This window comes from Microbacterium sp. F2E (assembly GCF_020905435.1).
GTDB classification, from domain to species: Bacteria; Actinomycetota; Actinomycetes; order Actinomycetales; family Microbacteriaceae; genus Microbacterium; species Microbacterium lacticum.
In genome coordinates, this window is record NZ_JAJJIB010000013.1 from 13,292 (window position 1) to 29,067 (window position 15,776).

Sequence of the window (15,776 nt, forward strand, 5' to 3'; positions counted from 1 at the left end):
CCGCGCGGGAGAATAGAGCGGTGAGCGCCGACAACCCGACCCTGCCCGAGCGGGTGCGCGCCGAGGCCCGGCACGTCGCGCAGAGCCTTCGCACTTTCGGCCCCGCGCGCGGAAAGCGCTGGCCGCTCGCGCTGCAGGCGGCGCTCGCGATGACGGTGCCGATCGTGGTGCTCGCGGCGCTCGGCTACGACCGGCTGGCGCTGCTGGCGGCGACCGGCGCGTTCACCGTCATCTACGGCGGGTGGCTGCGACCGCGCGAGCGCGCGAGATTCGCCCCGCTCGTCTCTCTGGCGCTTTTCGCGTGTGCGGCCGCGGGCGTGCTCGCCGCGGGCGGCGGCTCGGCCGTGGTGCTCGTCGGCGTGCTCGTGCTGACCGTGGCATCCGCCGCTGCCGTCGGCTGGGTGTCGCTCGGCCCGCCCGGGCCGATCTTCTTCGTGCTCGTCTTCGGCCTGTCGGCGCAGGTGACGGGGTTGCGCGACGGCGTGCGCGACGTCGATCCCTGGGTCTACCTCGCGGTCGTCGCCGGCTCGTCGGTGTTCGCCTGCCTGCTCGTCGCGGTGCCGCTCGTCATGCCGCGTTACCGCCGCGAGCCGGCGCGGGCGCTGCGCGAACTGTTCCCGCGGCGCTGGGGCGCCGTCGCGCGCACGCTGACCGCCCGCGCCGCGATCGTCGCGGTCGTGGGCGTCGCGGCGGCGGTCATCGTCGATCCCCACCGGTCGTACTGGATCGTCTGCAGCGGCCTCGCCGTGGTGGGCATGCCGGTCGACCGCCGCGACGCCGCGACGCGTGGCATCCATCGCACCGCCGGCACCTTGGTCGGCGCGGCGCTCTACCTCGTGCTGGCCTTTCTGCCCCTGCCGGTCTGGGCGCTCGGCGTCGTGCTCGGCCTGCTGCAGTTCGCGATCGAACTGGTCGTCGTGCGGCATTACGCGCTCGCGCTCGTGTTCATCACCCCGCTCGTGCTCCTCATCATCGGCGCCGCGACCGGGGATGCCGCCTCGATACCCCTCGCTTTCGAGCGGGTCGTCGACACTCTCGTCGGCGCCGCCATCGGCACGGCGGCCGCGCTCGCCGTGCGCCTGCGGCTCGACTGAGCGAGCGTCACCCGGCGGCGAGCCGCCCGGGCACCGCTCGACATACCCGGTATGCATATACTCGAAAATCAGATTCCGGGCCGTGCGCCGGATTCGGGAGCGGAGAAGCGATGTCGGTGCGCCAGAGCCTGTTGGCGATCCTCGATCAGGGGCCGTGCTACGGCTACCAGCTGCGCGCCGAGTTCGACCGCCGCACGGGCTCGACGTGGCCGCTGAACGTCGGCCAGATCTACAACACCCTCGAGCGTCTCGAGCGTGACGGACTCGTCGAAAAGGGCGAGCCGGATGCCGAGGGGCATGTCTACTGGGCCATCACGGCCGCAGGGTCGGCCGAGGTGGCCGGCTGGCTCGCGTCGCCCGTCTCGCGCTCGGGCGGGACGCGCGACGAGCTGGCGATCAAGCTCGCCGTCGCCGCGACCCTGCCGGGGGTCGATGTCGCCGACGTCCTCCATGCGCAGCGCGTGGCCTCGCTCGCGCACCTGCACGAGCTGCGCCGCGCGGCCTACCCCGGCGCCGACCCCGACGGCCCCGAAGCGCTCGCCTGGTCGCTCGTCAACGAGTCCATGGTCTTCGCCGCCGAAGCCGAGGTGCGCTTCATCGATCATGCTGCCGGGCGCCTCGCCGCGCACCCGCGTCACGCGATGGCGCTCGCCCTATCGGGCGACAAGCCCAAGCGCGGGCGCCCCGCGAAGGTCGGCGCGGGCGCCCCGGCGTAGCCCCGCGCGGAGCGGCTCAGTGCCGGTCGATGCTCCGCAGGCGCACGGTACCGACGAGACCCAGCACGAGGAAGAGCGCCGCAACCAGCAGCGACCAGCGCGTCGCCTCGGCGAAACCCGACGCGAGCGCCTGCACCGCGGCATCCGTCTGTGCTCCGAGGCTGCTGGCCGTCCCCTGCGCGCGCAGCTGGGTGATGATCGTGCCCGCCGACACGCGGGTGGTCTCGGCGAGCTGGGTCGCGAGCGGCTCGCTCACCCCGCCGTCGGCCAGCGCGCGCGGCAGAGTCAGCGCGAGCGAGACCGACAGGGCGGCGCCGGCGAGCGCGGTGCCGAGGGCCGAGCCGATCTGGCGCACGGTGGATTGGGTCGCCGATCCCTGTCCGCTGACGGCGACCGGCACGTCGCGCAGCACCGTGCCGGTGAGTTGGGCAGACGCGAGGCCGAGCCCGAGGCCGTAGACGACCAGCGGCACGGCGAGCAGCCACCCCGAGGCCGACGCCGAGACCACGAGCGTCAGGGCGAGCACGCCCACCACCTCGAGAGCCAAGCCGATCATCACGGTACCGGGGGCGCCGAACCGCGCGGCGAGGTGGCGTGCCGCCGCGCCCGACGCGAACGCGCCGATCGCCATGGCGGCCAGCACGAGACCGGTCTGCATGATCGTCAGTCCGACGGATGCCGTGAGGTACAACGGCAGCACGAAGATCAGCGCGAACTCGCCGACCGCGACCGTCGCCGCGGTGAGGTTTCCCCACGAGAAGGTGCGCAGGCGGAACAGCGACAGGTCGAGCAGGGCATCGCGCTGCACGCGCTCGCGGTGGCGTTCCCACACGACGAACAGGGTGAGCGCGATCACGGCGACCGCGAGGCACACCGGCACGATCGAGACGGCGGCGGTCTTCGGCCACACCCAGCCGCCGATCGAGAAGTCCGCCTTCGGGGTCCACCAGCCGAGGTCGGGCCCTTCGATGATCGCGAAGACGAGCGTGCCGAAGCCGATCGCCGACAGCAGCGCGCCGTCGACGTCGGCGCCGCGGCGAAAGCCCGAGCCGCGCGTCTCGGGCACGACCCACACGCCGAGCGCGAAGATCGCGGCGCCGAGCGGCAGGTTCACCAAGAACACCCACTGCCATGACGCGTACTGGGTGAGCGCCCCGCCCACGAGCGGGCCGATCGCGGCGGCGCCCGAGATGACGGCTCCCCAGATGCCGAACGCGGCGGCGCGGTAGCGTCCGCGGAACGTGGCGTTCACGGTCGAGAGCGTCGAGGGCATGATCAGTGCGGCGCCCACGGCCTGCGCGGCACGTGCCGAGATGAGCGCGGCGCCCGAGTCGGCGCTCGCCGCCCAGGCGCTCGCCGCGACGAACACGGCGACGCCGATGAGGAAGAGCCGCTTTCGCCCCCAGCGGTCGGCGAGCTTGCCGGTCGACAGCAGCAGAGCGGCGAGGAGCACCGCGTAGAGACTCGAGACCCACTGCGCCTCGGTCAGATCGAGGTGCAGATCGCCGATGATGTCAGGCAGGGCGACGCCGACGATCGTGCCGTCGAGCACGATCATCCCGAGCCCCGCGGCGAGCACGCCGAGGGCGATCCAGGCGCGGCGCGGGGGAGCGCCGGCCGCATCTGCGGAGGCGGGCGTCGCGGCAAGAGCTTCAGTCATGCTGAAAGTATGCGCCTTCGACGCGAAGATGTACAGCCTGAGGTCAGACCTCATTGGATGGAGCTCGGATGCGCGCTCCGCCCGCGCCCGTTCGGCGGTAGCGTCGGGGCATGACTGCGCTGCTGACCACCTCCGCCGAACTCGATGAGCTGATGCGCAGCGGGCGGGCGCCCGTCGTGCTCGATGTGCGGTGGCGGCTCGGCGGGCCGCACGGCGGCGACGCATACCGCGAGGCGCATATCCCCGGTGCGCTGTTCGCCGACCTCGACGCAGATCTGGCCGCGCACGGCGAGCCGGCCGAGGGACGGCATCCGCTGCCGAGCGCGGCGGCGTTCGAGGCATCCGTTCGTCGCTGGGGGATCGACGACGGCGACACCGTGGTCGTCTACGACGATGCGATGGGGTTCGGACCGGCGCGCGCCTGGTGGATGCTGCGTGACGCCGGGATCGACGCGCGCGTGCTCGACGGCGGCCTGGCCGCCTGGCGTGCCGCGGGACTCGCCGTCGCCTCGGGCGACGAGACGACCGAGCCCGGCACGGCGACCCTGCACCCGGGGCAGCTGCCGCAGCTGACGATCGACGAGGCCGCGGCGCTCGCCGCCGGCGCCGACGGTGTGCTGCTCGACGCCCGCGCGGGGGAGCGGTACCGCGGCGAGACCGAGCCGATCGACCCTCGCGCGGGGCACATTCCGGGGGCGGTGAGCGCGCCGACGACCGAGAACATCGGTCCCGACGGCCGCTTGCGCAGCTCGGCCGACCTGCGCGGCCGTTTCACCGCGCTCGGCGTCGGTGACGGGGCCGTCGGGGTGTATTGCGGATCGGGTGTGAGCGCCGCGCAAGAGATTCTGGCGCTCGCCGTCGCGGGTTACGACGCCGCGCTCTACCCGGGATCGTGGAGCCAGTGGTCGAACACCCCCGGCCGCCCCGTCGCCACCGGCGACCGCCCCTGACCCGGCCCGCGAAGGAGCAGACTGGAACCATGCGAGCTGCCTACATGTACGAGCCCGGCGACGTCCGGGTGATCGACGCCCCCGACCCCCGCATCGAAGAACCCACCGATGCCCTGCTGCGGCTCGTGCGCACGTGCGTGTGCGGCAGCGACCTGCATCCGTACCACTCGATGAAGCCGCGCGCGCAGGGCGTCTCGATGGGGCACGAGTACCTCGGCATCGTCGAGGAGGTCGGCGCCGACGTCGCCACGGTCAAGCCCGGCGACCTCGTGATCGTGCCGTTCGTGTTCTCCTGCGGAGTGTGCGACTTCTGCCGCGAGGGGCTGCAGACCTCGTGCCGCGTCGCGGGCCTGCGCAGTCGCCTCGGATCCGAGGGCGCCCAGGCCGAGCTCCTGCGCGCGCCGCTCGCCGACGGCACGCTGTTCGCGGTGGATGCCGGGGAAGAGCACTACGCGGGGCTCCTCACCCTCAGCGACGTCTACGGCACCGGTTTCCACGCCGCGCTCACCGGCGGCGCCGGCGCGGGCACGACCGTCGCCGTGATCGGCGACGGGGCGGTGGGCCTTCTCGCCGTGCTCTCGGCGCGGCAGCTGGGCGCGGACCGCATCATCCTGATGGGCCGCCACGAGGCCCGCACCGACCTCGGCCGCGAGTTCGGGGCGACCGACGTCGTCGCTGCGCGCGGCGAGGAGGGCATCGAGGCGGTGCGCGAACTCACGGACGGCGATGGATGCCACGTGGTGCTCGAGGCCGTCGGGCACCTCCCGGCGTATGAGCAGGCGCTCGGCGTCGTGCGCGACGGCGGCCGCATCGCCCGCGTCGGGGTGCCGCAGTACACCGACGGGCCGATCGGCCGCGTGCAGTTCAACCGCAACGTCACGATCACCGGCGGTGTCGCCCCGGTGCGCGCGTACATCGACCGGCTGCTCCCCGGCATCCTCGCCGGCACCGTCGACCCCGGGCGCGTCTTCGACGTCGAGCTACCGCTCGAGCAGGCCGCGGAGGGCTACGCGCTCATGGATCGCCGCGAGGCGCTCAAGGTCATGCTCCGCCCATGACCTGCGCGAGGATGGAGGCATGACCTCCACGCCTCGCTCCGGCACGTCGTTCGAGATCCGCTCCGGCGGCTACGTCGCCGAGATCGCGAGCATCGGGGCATCCGTGCGCACGCTCCGCCACGAGGGACGCGACCTCATCGTGCCGTTCGACGCCGACGAGGTGCGCCCCGGTTTCCGCGGCGCGCTGCTCGCGCCGTGGCCGAACCGGGTCGTCGACGGGCGGTACGCGTTCGAGGGCCGCGAGTTCGAGCTGCCGCTCACCGAGCCGCGTCGCGGGCACGCGCTGCACGGGCTCGCCGCCTGGCTCGACTTCGCGCCCGTCGAGCAGTCGGCCGATGCCGTGACGCTCGCGGCCGAGATCGTGCCGCAGACCGCGTACCCCTGGCACCTCCGCATCGAGACGACGTTCCGTCTCGATGCGGACGGCCTCACGCAGACCGTCCGCGCGGAGAACGTGGGGACGGATGCCGCGCCGTTCGGCACCGGCCCGCACCCTTATCTCGTCGCCGGTTCTGCACCGCTCGATGACTGGACTCTCGAGCTGCCGGCCGCGCGCGTACTCGAGGTGACCGCCGACCGGCTCATCCCACTCGCCCTGCACGACGTCGCCGCGTACGACCCCGCCCGCTTCGACTGGCGCGCACCGCGCCGGCTCGGTGCGGCCGAGATCGACCACGCCTACACCGACCTCGATCGGGGCGCCGACGGGATCGCGCGGGTGCGACTGACCGACCCGAGCGGCACCGGCGTGGAGCTGTCGTGGGATGCCGCCTGCGCCTGGGTGCAGGTGCACACCGCGGATCTCCCGGGCGGCGCGGCGCAGCCGTTCCACCGGGCGGGGCTCGCGGTAGAGCCGATGACGTGCGCTCCGGATGCCTTCAACGCGGGCCGCTACGACTTCGACGCCGGTCTGCTCTCCCTCGCGCCGGGCGCGATGGCCGAGGCATCCTGGCGCATCGCCGCGCTGTAGGGGCGCGGTCGGCTCGCGCGAGCCGGGCGCCCCTCGCTTCGCCCGCGCCGGGCAGTGCAAAGGGCCCCGGAGTACTCTCCGAGGCCCTTCACATTCGCCCGGTGAGATCTCACCGAGTGGTTTTCGTCGGGCGTGCCGGGGAGGGGTTCAGTCGTTGTCGCCGCGCAGTTCGGCGTTGACCTCGTTCTTCTTCTTGACCGATTCGCGCTCGGCTTCGGCCTTCTTGACCTCGTGGTCGGCCTTCACCTCGTCGACCTTGTCGCCGATACGGTCGGCGGTGTCTTCGTAGGCCTCTTTGATCTTGCGGCCCGCCGTCTCGGCGGCGTCTTTCGCGTCGTCCAGGAATCCCATGTTCCGTTCCTTTCTGCTGGGAGAGTGGTTCACGTTTCACGGTACGAGCGGGCACGCCCTGCGGCAAGGGCTTGTCAGCGTGGCATCCACCCTGCTATCCGGCGGCGATATGGCTTACTGTGTGGCCATGGCTCTCGCCGTGGACCCGTCGTTCGAGCAGTTCCAGCAGTACTTCGGCAACGGGGTGGGCACGGTGCTCGCGCTCACCTATTACGTGCTGCTCGCCGTGGCGATGTGGCGCGTGTTCAGCAAGGCGGGGTACCTCGGCATCCTCGCGTTGATCCCCGTCGTCAACTGGTTCATCCAGGTGAAGATCGCCGGGTTCTCGGCGTGGTGGGGGCTGCTCGTGCTCGTGCCGATCGTGAACATCGTGTTCTCGATCATCGTGGCGGTGCGGATCGGGCGCGGGTTCGGGCACGGGGCGTTCTTCTCGTTCCTCCTGCTCTGGCTGATCGCGCCGGTCGGGTACTTCATCATCGGGCTGAGCTCGGATCGCTACACGCGGCCGATCTGAGCGCCCCGTCTCCCCGCCCGGCGGGCCGGTTCCCTAGGATCGACTCGAGGGGGTGTCGTGGTCGGGCAGCGGACGGGCAAGACGGGCAAGAAGAAGCGCGTGCGCACGCGCGACGTCGTCGCCGAGGGGCTGTACATCGCGTCGGCGGCCACGCGGCTGAGTCTCAAGAACACGATCCTCGTGCACACCCTCGCCGACGGCGAGGACTTCGACGCCGAGCGCTACGTGCCCGAGGCGCGTGCCGCGCTCGAGGCGCTCGCCGCCGAGGCCGAGGCCGACGCGGCGCGTACCGAGCGTGAGCGCAAGCGTGCGCGCACGCGTCACTCCGACTCCGACGGCACTCACGATTACCGCAGTCGTGATGTGCGCAACCTCCGCCGGCGCGAGAAGCAGTCGCTCCACGTCGCGACCGAGCTCCGTGCCCGGGCGGAGGACGATGTCGAGCTGCACAAGCTCATCGCGGATGCCCGTGACGCGGCCTGGGCCGAGGTCGCCGGCAACATCGACCGGGTGCTGCGCATCGAGGCATCCCGCCCCGATCTCGAACCCGACTACGAGCGCATGCGCGCGGCGCGGATGCAGGCGCTGCGGCTCGTCGATCTGCCGAAGCTCCGCGCGAACCGGCGCACCGCGAAGACGCAGCGGCGTCTGCGCGAGTCGGGTCAGCTGCCCGAAGTTGAGCGCGCGGCAGCCCTCGCTCCCGGCGAAGTCGACCCCGGCGAGCTGGAGTGAGCGCCCCCGATTCGGCGGACGCCGACGGGTGCGCTAAGCTATTCCCTGGCCCGCTTCGGGCCGTGTGCCCGCGCCTGTAGCTCAATGGATAGAGCATCTGACTACGGATCAGAAGGTTAGGGGTTCGAGTCCCTTCAGGCGCACCACAGATGGCTTACTGCAAATGCCAACCGTTTCCACACGGTCGGTGAGCAGGGCCGAGTTGAAATCATCGAGCAGGCCACCGGAAACGGTGGCCTGCTTTGTTTGGCTTGTGTCTGAGTGGCGTTGTGCTTCAGCGCCGGCGAGTTCGCGCGCGAGGACGTCATCGCCGGTGTCCTCGAAGACGCTCCAGCCACGTTGGGCGGAGAGCAGTTCGCGCATCGGGGTGTTGAGTTCGTCGCCGATCACTTCTTCATTGACGACGTAGATGTGGTTGAAGATGGCTTGGTTGAGCATGCGCCTGGTCTGGTCGCTCGCGTGGCGGTACAACTCGTACGGCTGCGTTAGCAACTCCAGATGCGCGTCGTCGCGAGGCTTCGAGCGCTGAACCGCCGGAGCGGGCCGTCGCAGCCCCCCATCTTGGAGGCGTGCGGCGTCCGGCTTGACCCGTTCCGTCGCGAGGTCTATCGGGACGGACGGCTCGTTCGGCTCTCCCGCAAGGCGTGCGCCGGTGCGCAGCATCGACGGGGGCTTCGCGAGCATCCGTCCGCCCGCGCGCACTGGGGCATCCCTCACGGTGCTCGTCACGGCTCGCTCACCGCCGGGCGCACGGCGTCGGCCGCGCGGTGGTGGTGCGGGGTCCCGCCCAGGGAGTGCTCGGCCTGGAAGATCGCGTCGGCGACGAGCTGTTGCGCGTGCTCGTTCTCGAGCCGGTAGAAGATGCGCGTGCCCTCCTGCCGGGTCGAGACGATGCGCGCCAGCCGCAACTTCGCGAGGTGCTGCGAGACGGCGGCCGGCGACTTGTCGACGGTCTCCGCCAGACGGTTCACCGACAGCTCGCTGGCGTCGCGCAGGGCCATGATGATGCGCACACGGGTCGCGTCCGCGAGCATCGAGAACACCTCCACCGCCAGCTCGACGTACTCGCTCTCCGGCAGACGTCCACATCTCGAAGTATCCGCATTCATACGCAGATTATCGCACCAATCCGGAGACTTCCATCGCCCGGCCTTAGCCGATGAGGGTGATCAGAATGCCCCCAGCGGCGCCCACGATGACGACGGCCCAGGCGGGTGCCCGCCAGGCGATCAGGAGCACGAAGCAGATCAGCGCGAGCACGAAGGGGGCCGCGCCGGTGATGGCGGTGGTGAAGACGGGGTCGTAGAGCGCGGCGGCGAGGATGCCGACTACGGCGGCGTTGGCTCCGCGCATCAGCGCCTGGGCACAGGGGCGGGAACGGAAGGTGTTCCAGAACGGGAGTACCCCGGTGAGCAGCAGGAACCCGGGCAGGAACACGCCGGTGAGGGCGATCGCGGCTCCTGTCGCGCCGCCGGGGCCGATGGTGGAGAGGGTGCCGAGGTAGGCGGCGAAGGTGAAGAGGGGCCCGGGCATGGCCTGGGCGGCACCGTAGCCGGCGAGGAACTGGTCAGGGGTGACCCAGCCGGTGTCGACCACGCCGGCCTGCAGCAGGGGGAGCACGACGTGGCCGCCGCCGAAGACGAGGGCTCCCGCACGGTAGAAGGCGTCGAACAGCTGCACCGCCCCCCACTGCGTGGTTGTGGCGAGCACCGGCAGTCCCACGAGGAGCAGCACGAACAGGGTCAGGCAGATCACGCCGGCTGTGCGGGCGACGGGGAAGCGGATCATCGCGGTCGCGGGTACGGGAGCGCTCCGGCAGAAGATCAGTCCTGCGATCGCGCCGATCGCGATGGCGCCGATCTGCCCGATCGACCCGGCGAGCAGGAGGGCGCTGGCGGCGGCGACCACCGCGATGGCGGCGCGCTCCCGGTCGGGGGTGAGGGTTTTTGCCATGCCGAACACGGCTTGGGCGACGATCGCGACGGCGACGATCTTGAGGCCGGTGAGGATGCCGCCGCCCACGACGCCTTCGAACAGCGGCGCCCCGTACGCGAAGGCCACCATGAGGGCGGCTGAGGGCAGGGTGAAGGCGAGGAACGCGGCGATCGCGCCGGCGGGGCCTGCGCGGAAGAGGCCGAGGCCGAAGCCGACCTGGCTGGATGCGGGGCCGGGGAGGAACTGGCTGAGGGCGACGAGGTCGCCGTACTCGTTGTCGTCGAGCCACCGGCGGCGCTGCACGAGCTCGTCGCGGAAGTAGCCGAGGTGGGCGATGGGGCCGCCGAAGGCGGTCACGCCCAGCTTCCCGAAGACGCGCAGCACCTCCCGGGTGGACCCCTGTCCCGCTTGCGGGGGAGTGGTGGTGTCCGTTGTCATCGGCCGGTGCCTTCCTGGGTGAAGATGCGCATCCGTTCCCGGGCGACCGCGAGGCCGTGCCGGCCTTTCTCGGTTGCGGAGTAGAGCTTGCGGATGGTGCGGCCCTCTCGTTCGGTCCGTACGGTGAGGTAGCCGTCTTCGACCATCTTGTGGAGCATCGGGTAAAGGGTTCCTGCTGAGAGGCGGTAGCCGTGACCGGCGAGCTCCTCGATCATCCAGGCGCCGTAGATCTCTCCCTGTGACGCGTGGTGCAGCACGTGCATCCTGACGAGCCCGCCGAGGAGGTCTCGGTACTCGTCCAGCTCGTCAAGGGAGCGCCTGCTCGTCACCACGCCTGTCTATCGGATCTCGATATCGAATGACGATAGAACAGGTGAACGTGCGCTTAACGCTCCCGGAGTGCCAGCGGGCGGGATCGGTGACCTGGTTCAGCCCGCCGTAGGCGAGCCACAGCGATACAGCCGAGGCGACCGACAGCCATACCGCGGCGACCATCAGGTCCGCCGCGCGCATCCGTCTACGAGCACGGACCCGCCGCGCCCGCGCAACCGAATCGTCTGTGCGGGGCCTGGCCGCCCGCGGAGAGGGAGCGGTGCCTGTTGTCATCCTCAACTCGATTCGGGTGGGTCCGGTTATCGACGAGTCCCACGATCCCCCTCTTTCTTCCGGGATTCTTGGGGCGCCTAACTGGGGGACGCTTAGCCTCACCAACGTTGCTCGCCGCGGCTGGCGGGTGCTTATGTTGAGGTCATGGCGACCGATCTGCCCGCAGACAACCCCGCGCTCCAAGCCCATCCTGACGAGCCGCACCGCGGCGGCATCGCGCAACGGCTGAACTGGCTGCGCGCCGGCGTGCTCGGCGCGAACGACGGCATCGTCTCCGTCGCCGCGATCGTCGTCGGCGTCGCGGGCGCGACCACCGCCACCGGGCCCATCCTCACCGCCGGGCTGGCGGGCCTGGTCGGAGGCGCCATCTCGATGGCCCTGGGCGAGTACGTCTCCGTCAGCAGCCAGAGCGACAGTGAACGCGCCCTGATCGCGAAAGAACGCCAGGAACTGCGCGACATGCCGGACGAAGAACTCGACGAGCTTGCCGGGCTCTACCAAGCCCGCGGGCTCAGCGCACAGACCGCGCGACAGGTCGCCGTGGAGCTCACCGCGCACGACGCCCTTGCCGCACACCTATCCGCCGAGCTCAACATCGACCAAGACGACGTCGTGAGCCCCTGGCACGCGGCAGTCGCATCTGCGGCAGCATTCACGATCGGCGCTATCCTGCCCATGCTCGCCATCCTCCTACCCCCGCCAGGGTGGCGTGTCCCGGTGACCTTCGTTGCCGTGCTTGTCGCCCTCGCGATCACGGGAGCCATCTCCGCACACATCGGCGGCAGCTCCCGACCCCGCGCCATGATCCGCGTCGTCATCGGCGGTGCCCTCGCCCTCGCCGCGACCTACGGCGTCGGAGCACTCCTCGGCGCCTCAGGAGCGGTCTGAAACAGAGCGAATTGTGACCAATCTAGAGGTGCCCACGAGGGCGAGAAAAGGCAGGGACGGCTCACTCTTTCGGCGCCTGTCCTGTGCCTCTCCGCGGGCGGTCACCGCGCAGCGACGAGCGCGCCGTCGGCGCCGTAGCGGCGCCAGTGTCCCGATGAGATGACCGTCGGCGGCGCCGAAGGGTCGCGGACGAGCAGCGCCGAATCGTCGTCGACGAACCACACCTCCTGCCCCGAGCGCGCGGCGCCGCGCGCGAACAGCTCTTCCGCATCCCCGGGCATCCAATCGGCGCCGAGGTGCCCGGCGAAGAACCAATCGAAGAGGGCGACGGCGGGAGCGGCGTCGACGAGCCCGAACAGGGCGAGCTCATCGGGGCCGGCGAAGAGCGAGGCGATGTCGAACTCCGCCCAGCCGAGCGCGCGCAACCCCTCGAGATGGTCGACGAGGGTCGAACTGTCACCGGGAAAGCCGAGGATGGCGTCGATCACCACGACGACCCGCGAATCGGCGAGTGGCTTGCCGAGCAGGTCGACGAGCGCGTCGCGGATCATCTCGTTGGCGATTCCGCCAGACGTGAGAAGCATGCGCATCGGCCCAGGGTGGGGCACCGCAGCGCGCATCACGATAAAACTTCCGGTCGGAGGTTTTCTGCGGTATCGTCGTCACGCCGCCTCACGAAGAGGCGGCCCACAACGACGTATCGAAGGAACACCATGACTCTGCCCGAGGCATCCGTTCAGCTCTATTCTCTGCGCGACGCATTCGCCGCCGACCCGCAGGGCTCGCTCGACAAGCTCGCCGCGATCGGTTACCGCAACGTCGAGGCGTTCGACTTCGTCGGGCGCCCCGCCGAGATCCGCGCGGCGCTGGATGCCTCGGGCCTCGCGTCGCCCACGGGCCACGCCCCGCTGCTGACCGACGAGCTGTGGACGCCCGACGGCTCGATCCCGACGCCCGCCCCCGAGGTGGTCTTCGAGGCGGCCGCGACGATCGGCATGACCACGGTCATCGACCCGTTCGTCGCCCCCGAGCGCTGGCTCACCGAAGAGGGCGTCGCCGACATCGCCGAGCGCCTCAACGCGCTCGTCGAGACCGCCGCCGGCTTCGGCCTCTCGGTCGGCTACCACAACCACGCGCAGGAGTTCATCGCGTCGTGGGACGACGTCTCGGCCTACGAGCGGTTCGTCTCGCTCGCCGACCCGCGCGTGCAGCTCGAGCTCGACCTGTTCTGGGCGCTCACCGGCGGCCAGGACGTTCCCGCGCTCGTCGCGCGCCTCGGCGACCGGCTCACCGCCGTGCACGTCAAAGACGGCGTCGTGCCGGCCGTCAACCCGTGGGCTCCTGAGGCGGCCGCGCTCGGCGGCTCGAGTGAGCTCGACCAGCGCCGCCCGGGCGAGGGCGACGTCGCGCTCGCCGAGGCGCTGCGCGCCGGCACAGCCATCCGCTACGCCGTCGTCGAGTACGACAACGCCCCCGGTGATGTGTTCGAAGACGTGGCCGCGAGCCTGGCGTTCCTGAAGGACGGCGGGTTCGTCGCGTGAGCGCGAACAAGCCGCTCGGCGTCGGCATCATCGGCACCGGCGTCATCAGCCAGACCTACCTCGAGAACCTCACCTCGTTCCCCGACACCGCCGTCGTCGCGGTCGGCGACCTGATCGCCGAGCGGGCCCAGGCGAAGGCCGAGGAGTTCGGCATCCCGTCGTGGGGCACCGCCGACGACGTGCTCGCGAACCCCGACGTCGAACTGGTCGTGAACCTCACGATCCCGGCCGTGCACGTCGAGGTCTCGCGCGCGGCCGTGGCCGCGGGCAAGCACGTCTGGACCGAGAAGCCGATCGGCCTCGACCGGGAGTCCACGCGCGAGCTGCTCGCCGCGGCCGGCCAGGCGGGCGTTCGCATCGGCTCGGCGCCCGACACCCTCCTCGGCCCGGGATTCCAGACCGCCAAGCGCGCCGTCCTCGACGGTGTCATCGGCACGCCGCTGTTCGTGCAGACGATCTTCCAGACGCAGGGGCCGGATGCGTGGCATCCAGAACCCGCGTTCCTCTTCGCGAACGGCGCCGGCCCGCTGCTCGACATGGGCCCGTACTATTTCTCCGCGCTCGTGAGCCTGCTCGGCCCGGTCGACGCCGTCACCGCGCGCGGCTCGCGCCCGCAGCTCGAGCGGACGATCCGCTCGGGTCCGCGGGCCGGTGAGACCTTCCCGGTCGAGGTGCCCTCGACGGTGCAGGTGCTGAGCTCGTTCGTGGGCGGCCAGCACGGGACGCACCTGCTGAGCTTCGACTCGGCGCTCGAGCGTGCCGGCGTGGTCGAGATCCACGGCTCGGAGGGCACCCTCGTGCTACCCGACCCGAACATGTTCTCGGGGCGCATCGCGTACGTGAAGCCGCTCGGCTCGATCTCCGACGCCGACCGCGACGGTCAGCAGTGGATCGAGATCGAGGAGCAGGGGCCCGCCACCGGGCGCGGCATCGGTGTGCTCGACATGGCGCGCGCGATCAGCGAGGGCCGTCCGCACATCGCGACCGGCGAGCTCGGCTATCACGTGCTCGACGTGATGCTCTCGGCACAGGAATCCGTCGCCGACGGGCGGACCCGCACCATCGAGTCGGCCGTCGCGCCGGTGCCGCTGCTGCCCGAGGGGTTCGATCCCTTCGCCGCGACGCTCGTCTGACGCGCGAGATTCGGGCTCGGGTTTGGTCTCGGGTCGGGTTCGGTTTCGGCGGGGCGCCCTTCTAGTAGCGTGCTGACCACGAGGAAGGCGCGCCGCGGGCGCTCCGCCGACGCCGACGGGGGGATGAGCCGATGGATGCCAGGACAACGAGCCGCTTCGCAGTGGTCGCCGGAGCCGTGCTTCTCGTCGCCTCCCTTACCGGGTGCACGGGGTCGGGGTCTGGTGTTGCTTCCGACTCGGACGGTGCGTCGGGGAGCGTGATCGCGAGATCGACGACCCCGAGGTCGTCTCTTTCGTCGACGGCCGCACCGACGGCTCGGCGACGTTCAACCCCGGCGTCAAGGCGCTCGAGGTCGGCGACTCCGACGTGACGCTGACCAACAGCTCGACCGGCCAGTCGGTCTCGTTCGAGGTCGAGGTCACCGCCCCGCGCTGACCGCGGCGCGGGGTGGGTCGTCCCGTGTCCCCACAACCCGGCGCGGCGGTGGCGCGACGGCGCAGGAGAACCCGCACCGACGCGCCGCCGCCCGAACGGGTCAGTTCGCGAGGGTGAAGCCGCCGGTCCAGGTGATCTTCTCCGCCGCGGCGAGGGTCAGCTGCAGGAACCCGAGAGCCTCGAGCTCGTGGGCGCGGGCGAGCGACCCGGCATCCACGGCCTTCAGGCCGCCGGCCTGCACGGCGGCGACGAGCGCCGCCTTGGCGTCCGCGTCATCGCCGGCGACGAGCACGGTGGTCGGCGCGCCGCCGACGGTGCCCGACGCGAGCGTCGCCGCGAAGTTCGTGTTGAACGCCTTCAGCACCTTCGCCTCGGGAAGGCGCTCGGCGAGGCCCGCCGCCGCGGAGCTGCCGGCGGGAACGACGAGCGCGTCGAACGTGGCGAAGTCGAGCGGGTTCGTGATGTCGACCACGGTCTTACCGGCCAGCTGGTCGCCGTACGCGTCGGCGATCACCGCGAGCGCCGGGTAGGGCACGGCGAGCACGACGATGTCGCCGGAGATCTGCGTCGAGGTCTCGTCGCTGCCGATGTGCTGGATGTCGGCTCCGCCGCGCGCGAGCACGCCCGCGATCGCCTGGCCCATGTTGCCGTTTCCGAAGATGGTGATGGTGGTCATGACCGGTCCTTTCGAGGAGGGAGACAGGATGCTTGTACCTGCAACTATCATCGTCCAACCCGCTTGTCGCGACAACTA

19 protein-coding genes, 1 tRNA gene and 1 pseudogene are annotated in these 15,776 nt (G+C 71.1%); 14 read left to right on the forward strand and 7 right to left on the reverse strand.

Going from position 1 to position 15,776, the window contains the following annotated elements; all coding sequences use genetic code 11:
• The first annotated feature begins 20 nt into the window (after window positions 1-20).
• Together LOK55_RS14280 and LOK55_RS10490 are read left to right on the forward strand one after the other, a co-directional pair.
• Window positions 21-1,094: an FUSC family protein gene (locus LOK55_RS14280; protein ID WP_229935320.1), complete on the forward strand. Its 1,074-nt coding sequence runs from the start codon at window positions 21-23 to the stop codon at window positions 1,092-1,094.
• 110 nt (window positions 1,095-1,204) lie between these two features.
• The gene (locus tag LOK55_RS10490; protein WP_229935321.1) at window positions 1,205-1,810 is read left to right on the forward strand and encodes a PadR family transcriptional regulator; all 606 of its coding nucleotides are present in this window, start codon (window positions 1,205-1,207) and stop codon (window positions 1,808-1,810) included.
• Between the two features lie 16 nt (window positions 1,811-1,826).
• On the opposite strand, the gene LOK55_RS10495 is transcribed toward LOK55_RS10490, so the two are convergent.
• Window positions 1,827-3,470, reverse strand: a complete 1,644-nt coding sequence (locus tag LOK55_RS10495; RefSeq protein WP_229935322.1) for an MFS transporter — start codon at window positions 3,468-3,470, stop codon at window positions 1,827-1,829.
• A 110-nt stretch (window positions 3,471-3,580) separates the two neighbouring features.
• Between LOK55_RS10495 and LOK55_RS10500 the strand changes: the two genes are divergently transcribed.
• Genes LOK55_RS10500 through LOK55_RS10510 form a run of 3 tightly spaced genes read left to right on the forward strand, consistent with a single transcriptional unit; the run spans window position 3,581 to window position 6,448 of the window.
• Window positions 3,581-4,420, forward strand: a complete 840-nt coding sequence (locus LOK55_RS10500; protein ID WP_229935323.1) for a sulfurtransferase — start codon at window positions 3,581-3,583, stop codon at window positions 4,418-4,420.
• Window positions 4,421-4,449: 29 nt separating this feature from the next.
• On the forward strand, window positions 4,450-5,478 hold the full coding sequence (locus LOK55_RS10505; RefSeq protein ID WP_229935324.1) for a zinc-binding dehydrogenase: 1,029 nt from the start codon (window positions 4,450-4,452) through the stop codon (window positions 5,476-5,478).
• Between the two features lie 19 nt (window positions 5,479-5,497).
• Complete coding sequence (locus LOK55_RS10510; RefSeq protein WP_229935325.1) at window positions 5,498-6,448, forward strand: aldose 1-epimerase family protein; 951 nt, start codon at window positions 5,498-5,500, stop codon at window positions 6,446-6,448.
• A gap of 147 nt (window positions 6,449-6,595) precedes the next feature.
• Here LOK55_RS10510 and LOK55_RS10515 read toward each other — a convergent pair whose 3' ends face one another.
• The gene (locus tag LOK55_RS10515) at window positions 6,596-6,799 is read right to left on the reverse strand and encodes a hypothetical protein (protein WP_141381420.1); all 204 of its coding nucleotides are present in this window, start codon (window positions 6,797-6,799) and stop codon (window positions 6,596-6,598) included.
• 127 nt (window positions 6,800-6,926) lie between these two features.
• Here LOK55_RS10515 and LOK55_RS10520 point away from each other — a divergent pair, with 127 nt between their 5' ends.
• The 5 genes and pseudogenes from LOK55_RS10520 to LOK55_RS10540 form a co-directional block, all read left to right on the forward strand.
• Window positions 6,927-7,313 (forward strand): DUF5684 domain-containing protein, encoded by a 387-nt coding sequence (locus tag LOK55_RS10520; protein WP_229935326.1) that lies wholly within the window; start codon window positions 6,927-6,929, stop codon window positions 7,311-7,313.
• Window positions 7,314-7,370: 57 nt separating this feature from the next.
• Window positions 7,371-8,045 carry an asparagine synthase gene (locus tag LOK55_RS10525; protein ID WP_229935327.1) on the forward strand — a complete coding sequence of 225 codons (675 nt, stop codon included), beginning with the start codon at window positions 7,371-7,373 and terminating at the stop codon, window positions 8,043-8,045.
• A gap of 70 nt (window positions 8,046-8,115) precedes the next feature.
• Window positions 8,116-8,191, forward strand: a tRNA-Arg gene (locus LOK55_RS10530).
• A 115-nt stretch (window positions 8,192-8,306) separates the two neighbouring features.
• Entirely contained in the window at window positions 8,307-8,534 is a 228-nt protein-coding gene (locus tag LOK55_RS10535; protein WP_229935328.1) for a hypothetical protein, read from the forward strand.
• A gap of 15 nt (window positions 8,535-8,549) precedes the next feature.
• Window positions 8,550-8,696 (forward strand): annotated as a pseudogene (locus LOK55_RS10540) (response regulator transcription factor); the annotation flags it as partial.
• A 74-nt stretch (window positions 8,697-8,770) separates the two neighbouring features.
• Here LOK55_RS10540 and LOK55_RS10545 read toward each other — a convergent pair.
• From LOK55_RS10545 to LOK55_RS10555, 3 genes are read right to left on the reverse strand one after another with little or no spacing between them, the layout of a single operon-like run.
• Complete coding sequence (locus LOK55_RS10545) at window positions 8,771-9,154, reverse strand: metalloregulator ArsR/SmtB family transcription factor (RefSeq protein WP_170214305.1); 384 nt, start codon at window positions 9,152-9,154, stop codon at window positions 8,771-8,773.
• Window positions 9,155-9,197: 43 nt separating this feature from the next.
• Window positions 9,198-10,418: a chromate efflux transporter gene (gene chrA, locus LOK55_RS10550; RefSeq protein ID WP_229935329.1), complete on the reverse strand. Its 1,221-nt coding sequence runs from the start codon at window positions 10,416-10,418 to the stop codon at window positions 9,198-9,200.
• On the reverse strand, window positions 10,415-10,681 hold the full coding sequence (locus LOK55_RS10555; RefSeq protein ID WP_374107652.1) for a PadR family transcriptional regulator: 267 nt from the start codon (window positions 10,679-10,681) through the stop codon (window positions 10,415-10,417). The genes chrA and LOK55_RS10555 overlap by 4 nt, the downstream gene beginning before the upstream one ends.
• A 487-nt stretch (window positions 10,682-11,168) precedes the next feature.
• On the opposite strand from LOK55_RS10555, the gene LOK55_RS10560 reads away from it, so the two are divergent.
• Entirely contained in the window at window positions 11,169-11,912 is a 744-nt protein-coding gene (locus LOK55_RS10560; protein ID WP_229935331.1) for a VIT family protein, read from the forward strand.
• A 101-nt stretch (window positions 11,913-12,013) separates the two neighbouring features.
• On the opposite strand, the gene LOK55_RS10565 is transcribed toward LOK55_RS10560, so the two are convergent.
• Window positions 12,014-12,502 carry a hypothetical protein gene (locus LOK55_RS10565; RefSeq protein WP_229935332.1) on the reverse strand — a complete coding sequence of 163 codons (489 nt, stop codon included), beginning with the start codon at window positions 12,500-12,502 and terminating at the stop codon, window positions 12,014-12,016.
• Between the two features lie 123 nt (window positions 12,503-12,625).
• On the opposite strand from LOK55_RS10565, the gene LOK55_RS10570 reads away from it, so the two are divergent.
• From LOK55_RS10570 to LOK55_RS10580, 3 genes are all read left to right on the forward strand, one after another.
• A complete protein-coding gene (locus tag LOK55_RS10570) occupies window positions 12,626-13,453 on the forward strand; it encodes a sugar phosphate isomerase/epimerase (RefSeq protein WP_229935333.1) in 828 nt (275 codons plus the stop codon).
• Window positions 13,450-14,586, forward strand: coding sequence for a Gfo/Idh/MocA family protein (locus LOK55_RS10575; protein WP_229935334.1), 1,137 nt, complete (start codon window positions 13,450-13,452; stop codon window positions 14,584-14,586). Before LOK55_RS10570 ends, LOK55_RS10575 begins: the two co-directional genes overlap by 4 nt.
• A gap of 202 nt (window positions 14,587-14,788) precedes the next feature.
• The gene (locus LOK55_RS10580) at window positions 14,789-15,022 is read left to right on the forward strand and encodes a hypothetical protein (RefSeq protein ID WP_229935335.1); all 234 of its coding nucleotides are present in this window, start codon (window positions 14,789-14,791) and stop codon (window positions 15,020-15,022) included.
• A 100-nt stretch (window positions 15,023-15,122) separates the two neighbouring features.
• Here LOK55_RS10580 and LOK55_RS10585 read toward each other — a convergent pair whose 3' ends face one another.
• Complete coding sequence (locus LOK55_RS10585) at window positions 15,123-15,698, reverse strand: NADPH-dependent F420 reductase (RefSeq protein WP_141381338.1); 576 nt, start codon at window positions 15,696-15,698, stop codon at window positions 15,123-15,125.
• Between the last annotated feature and the right edge of the window lie 78 nt (window positions 15,699-15,776).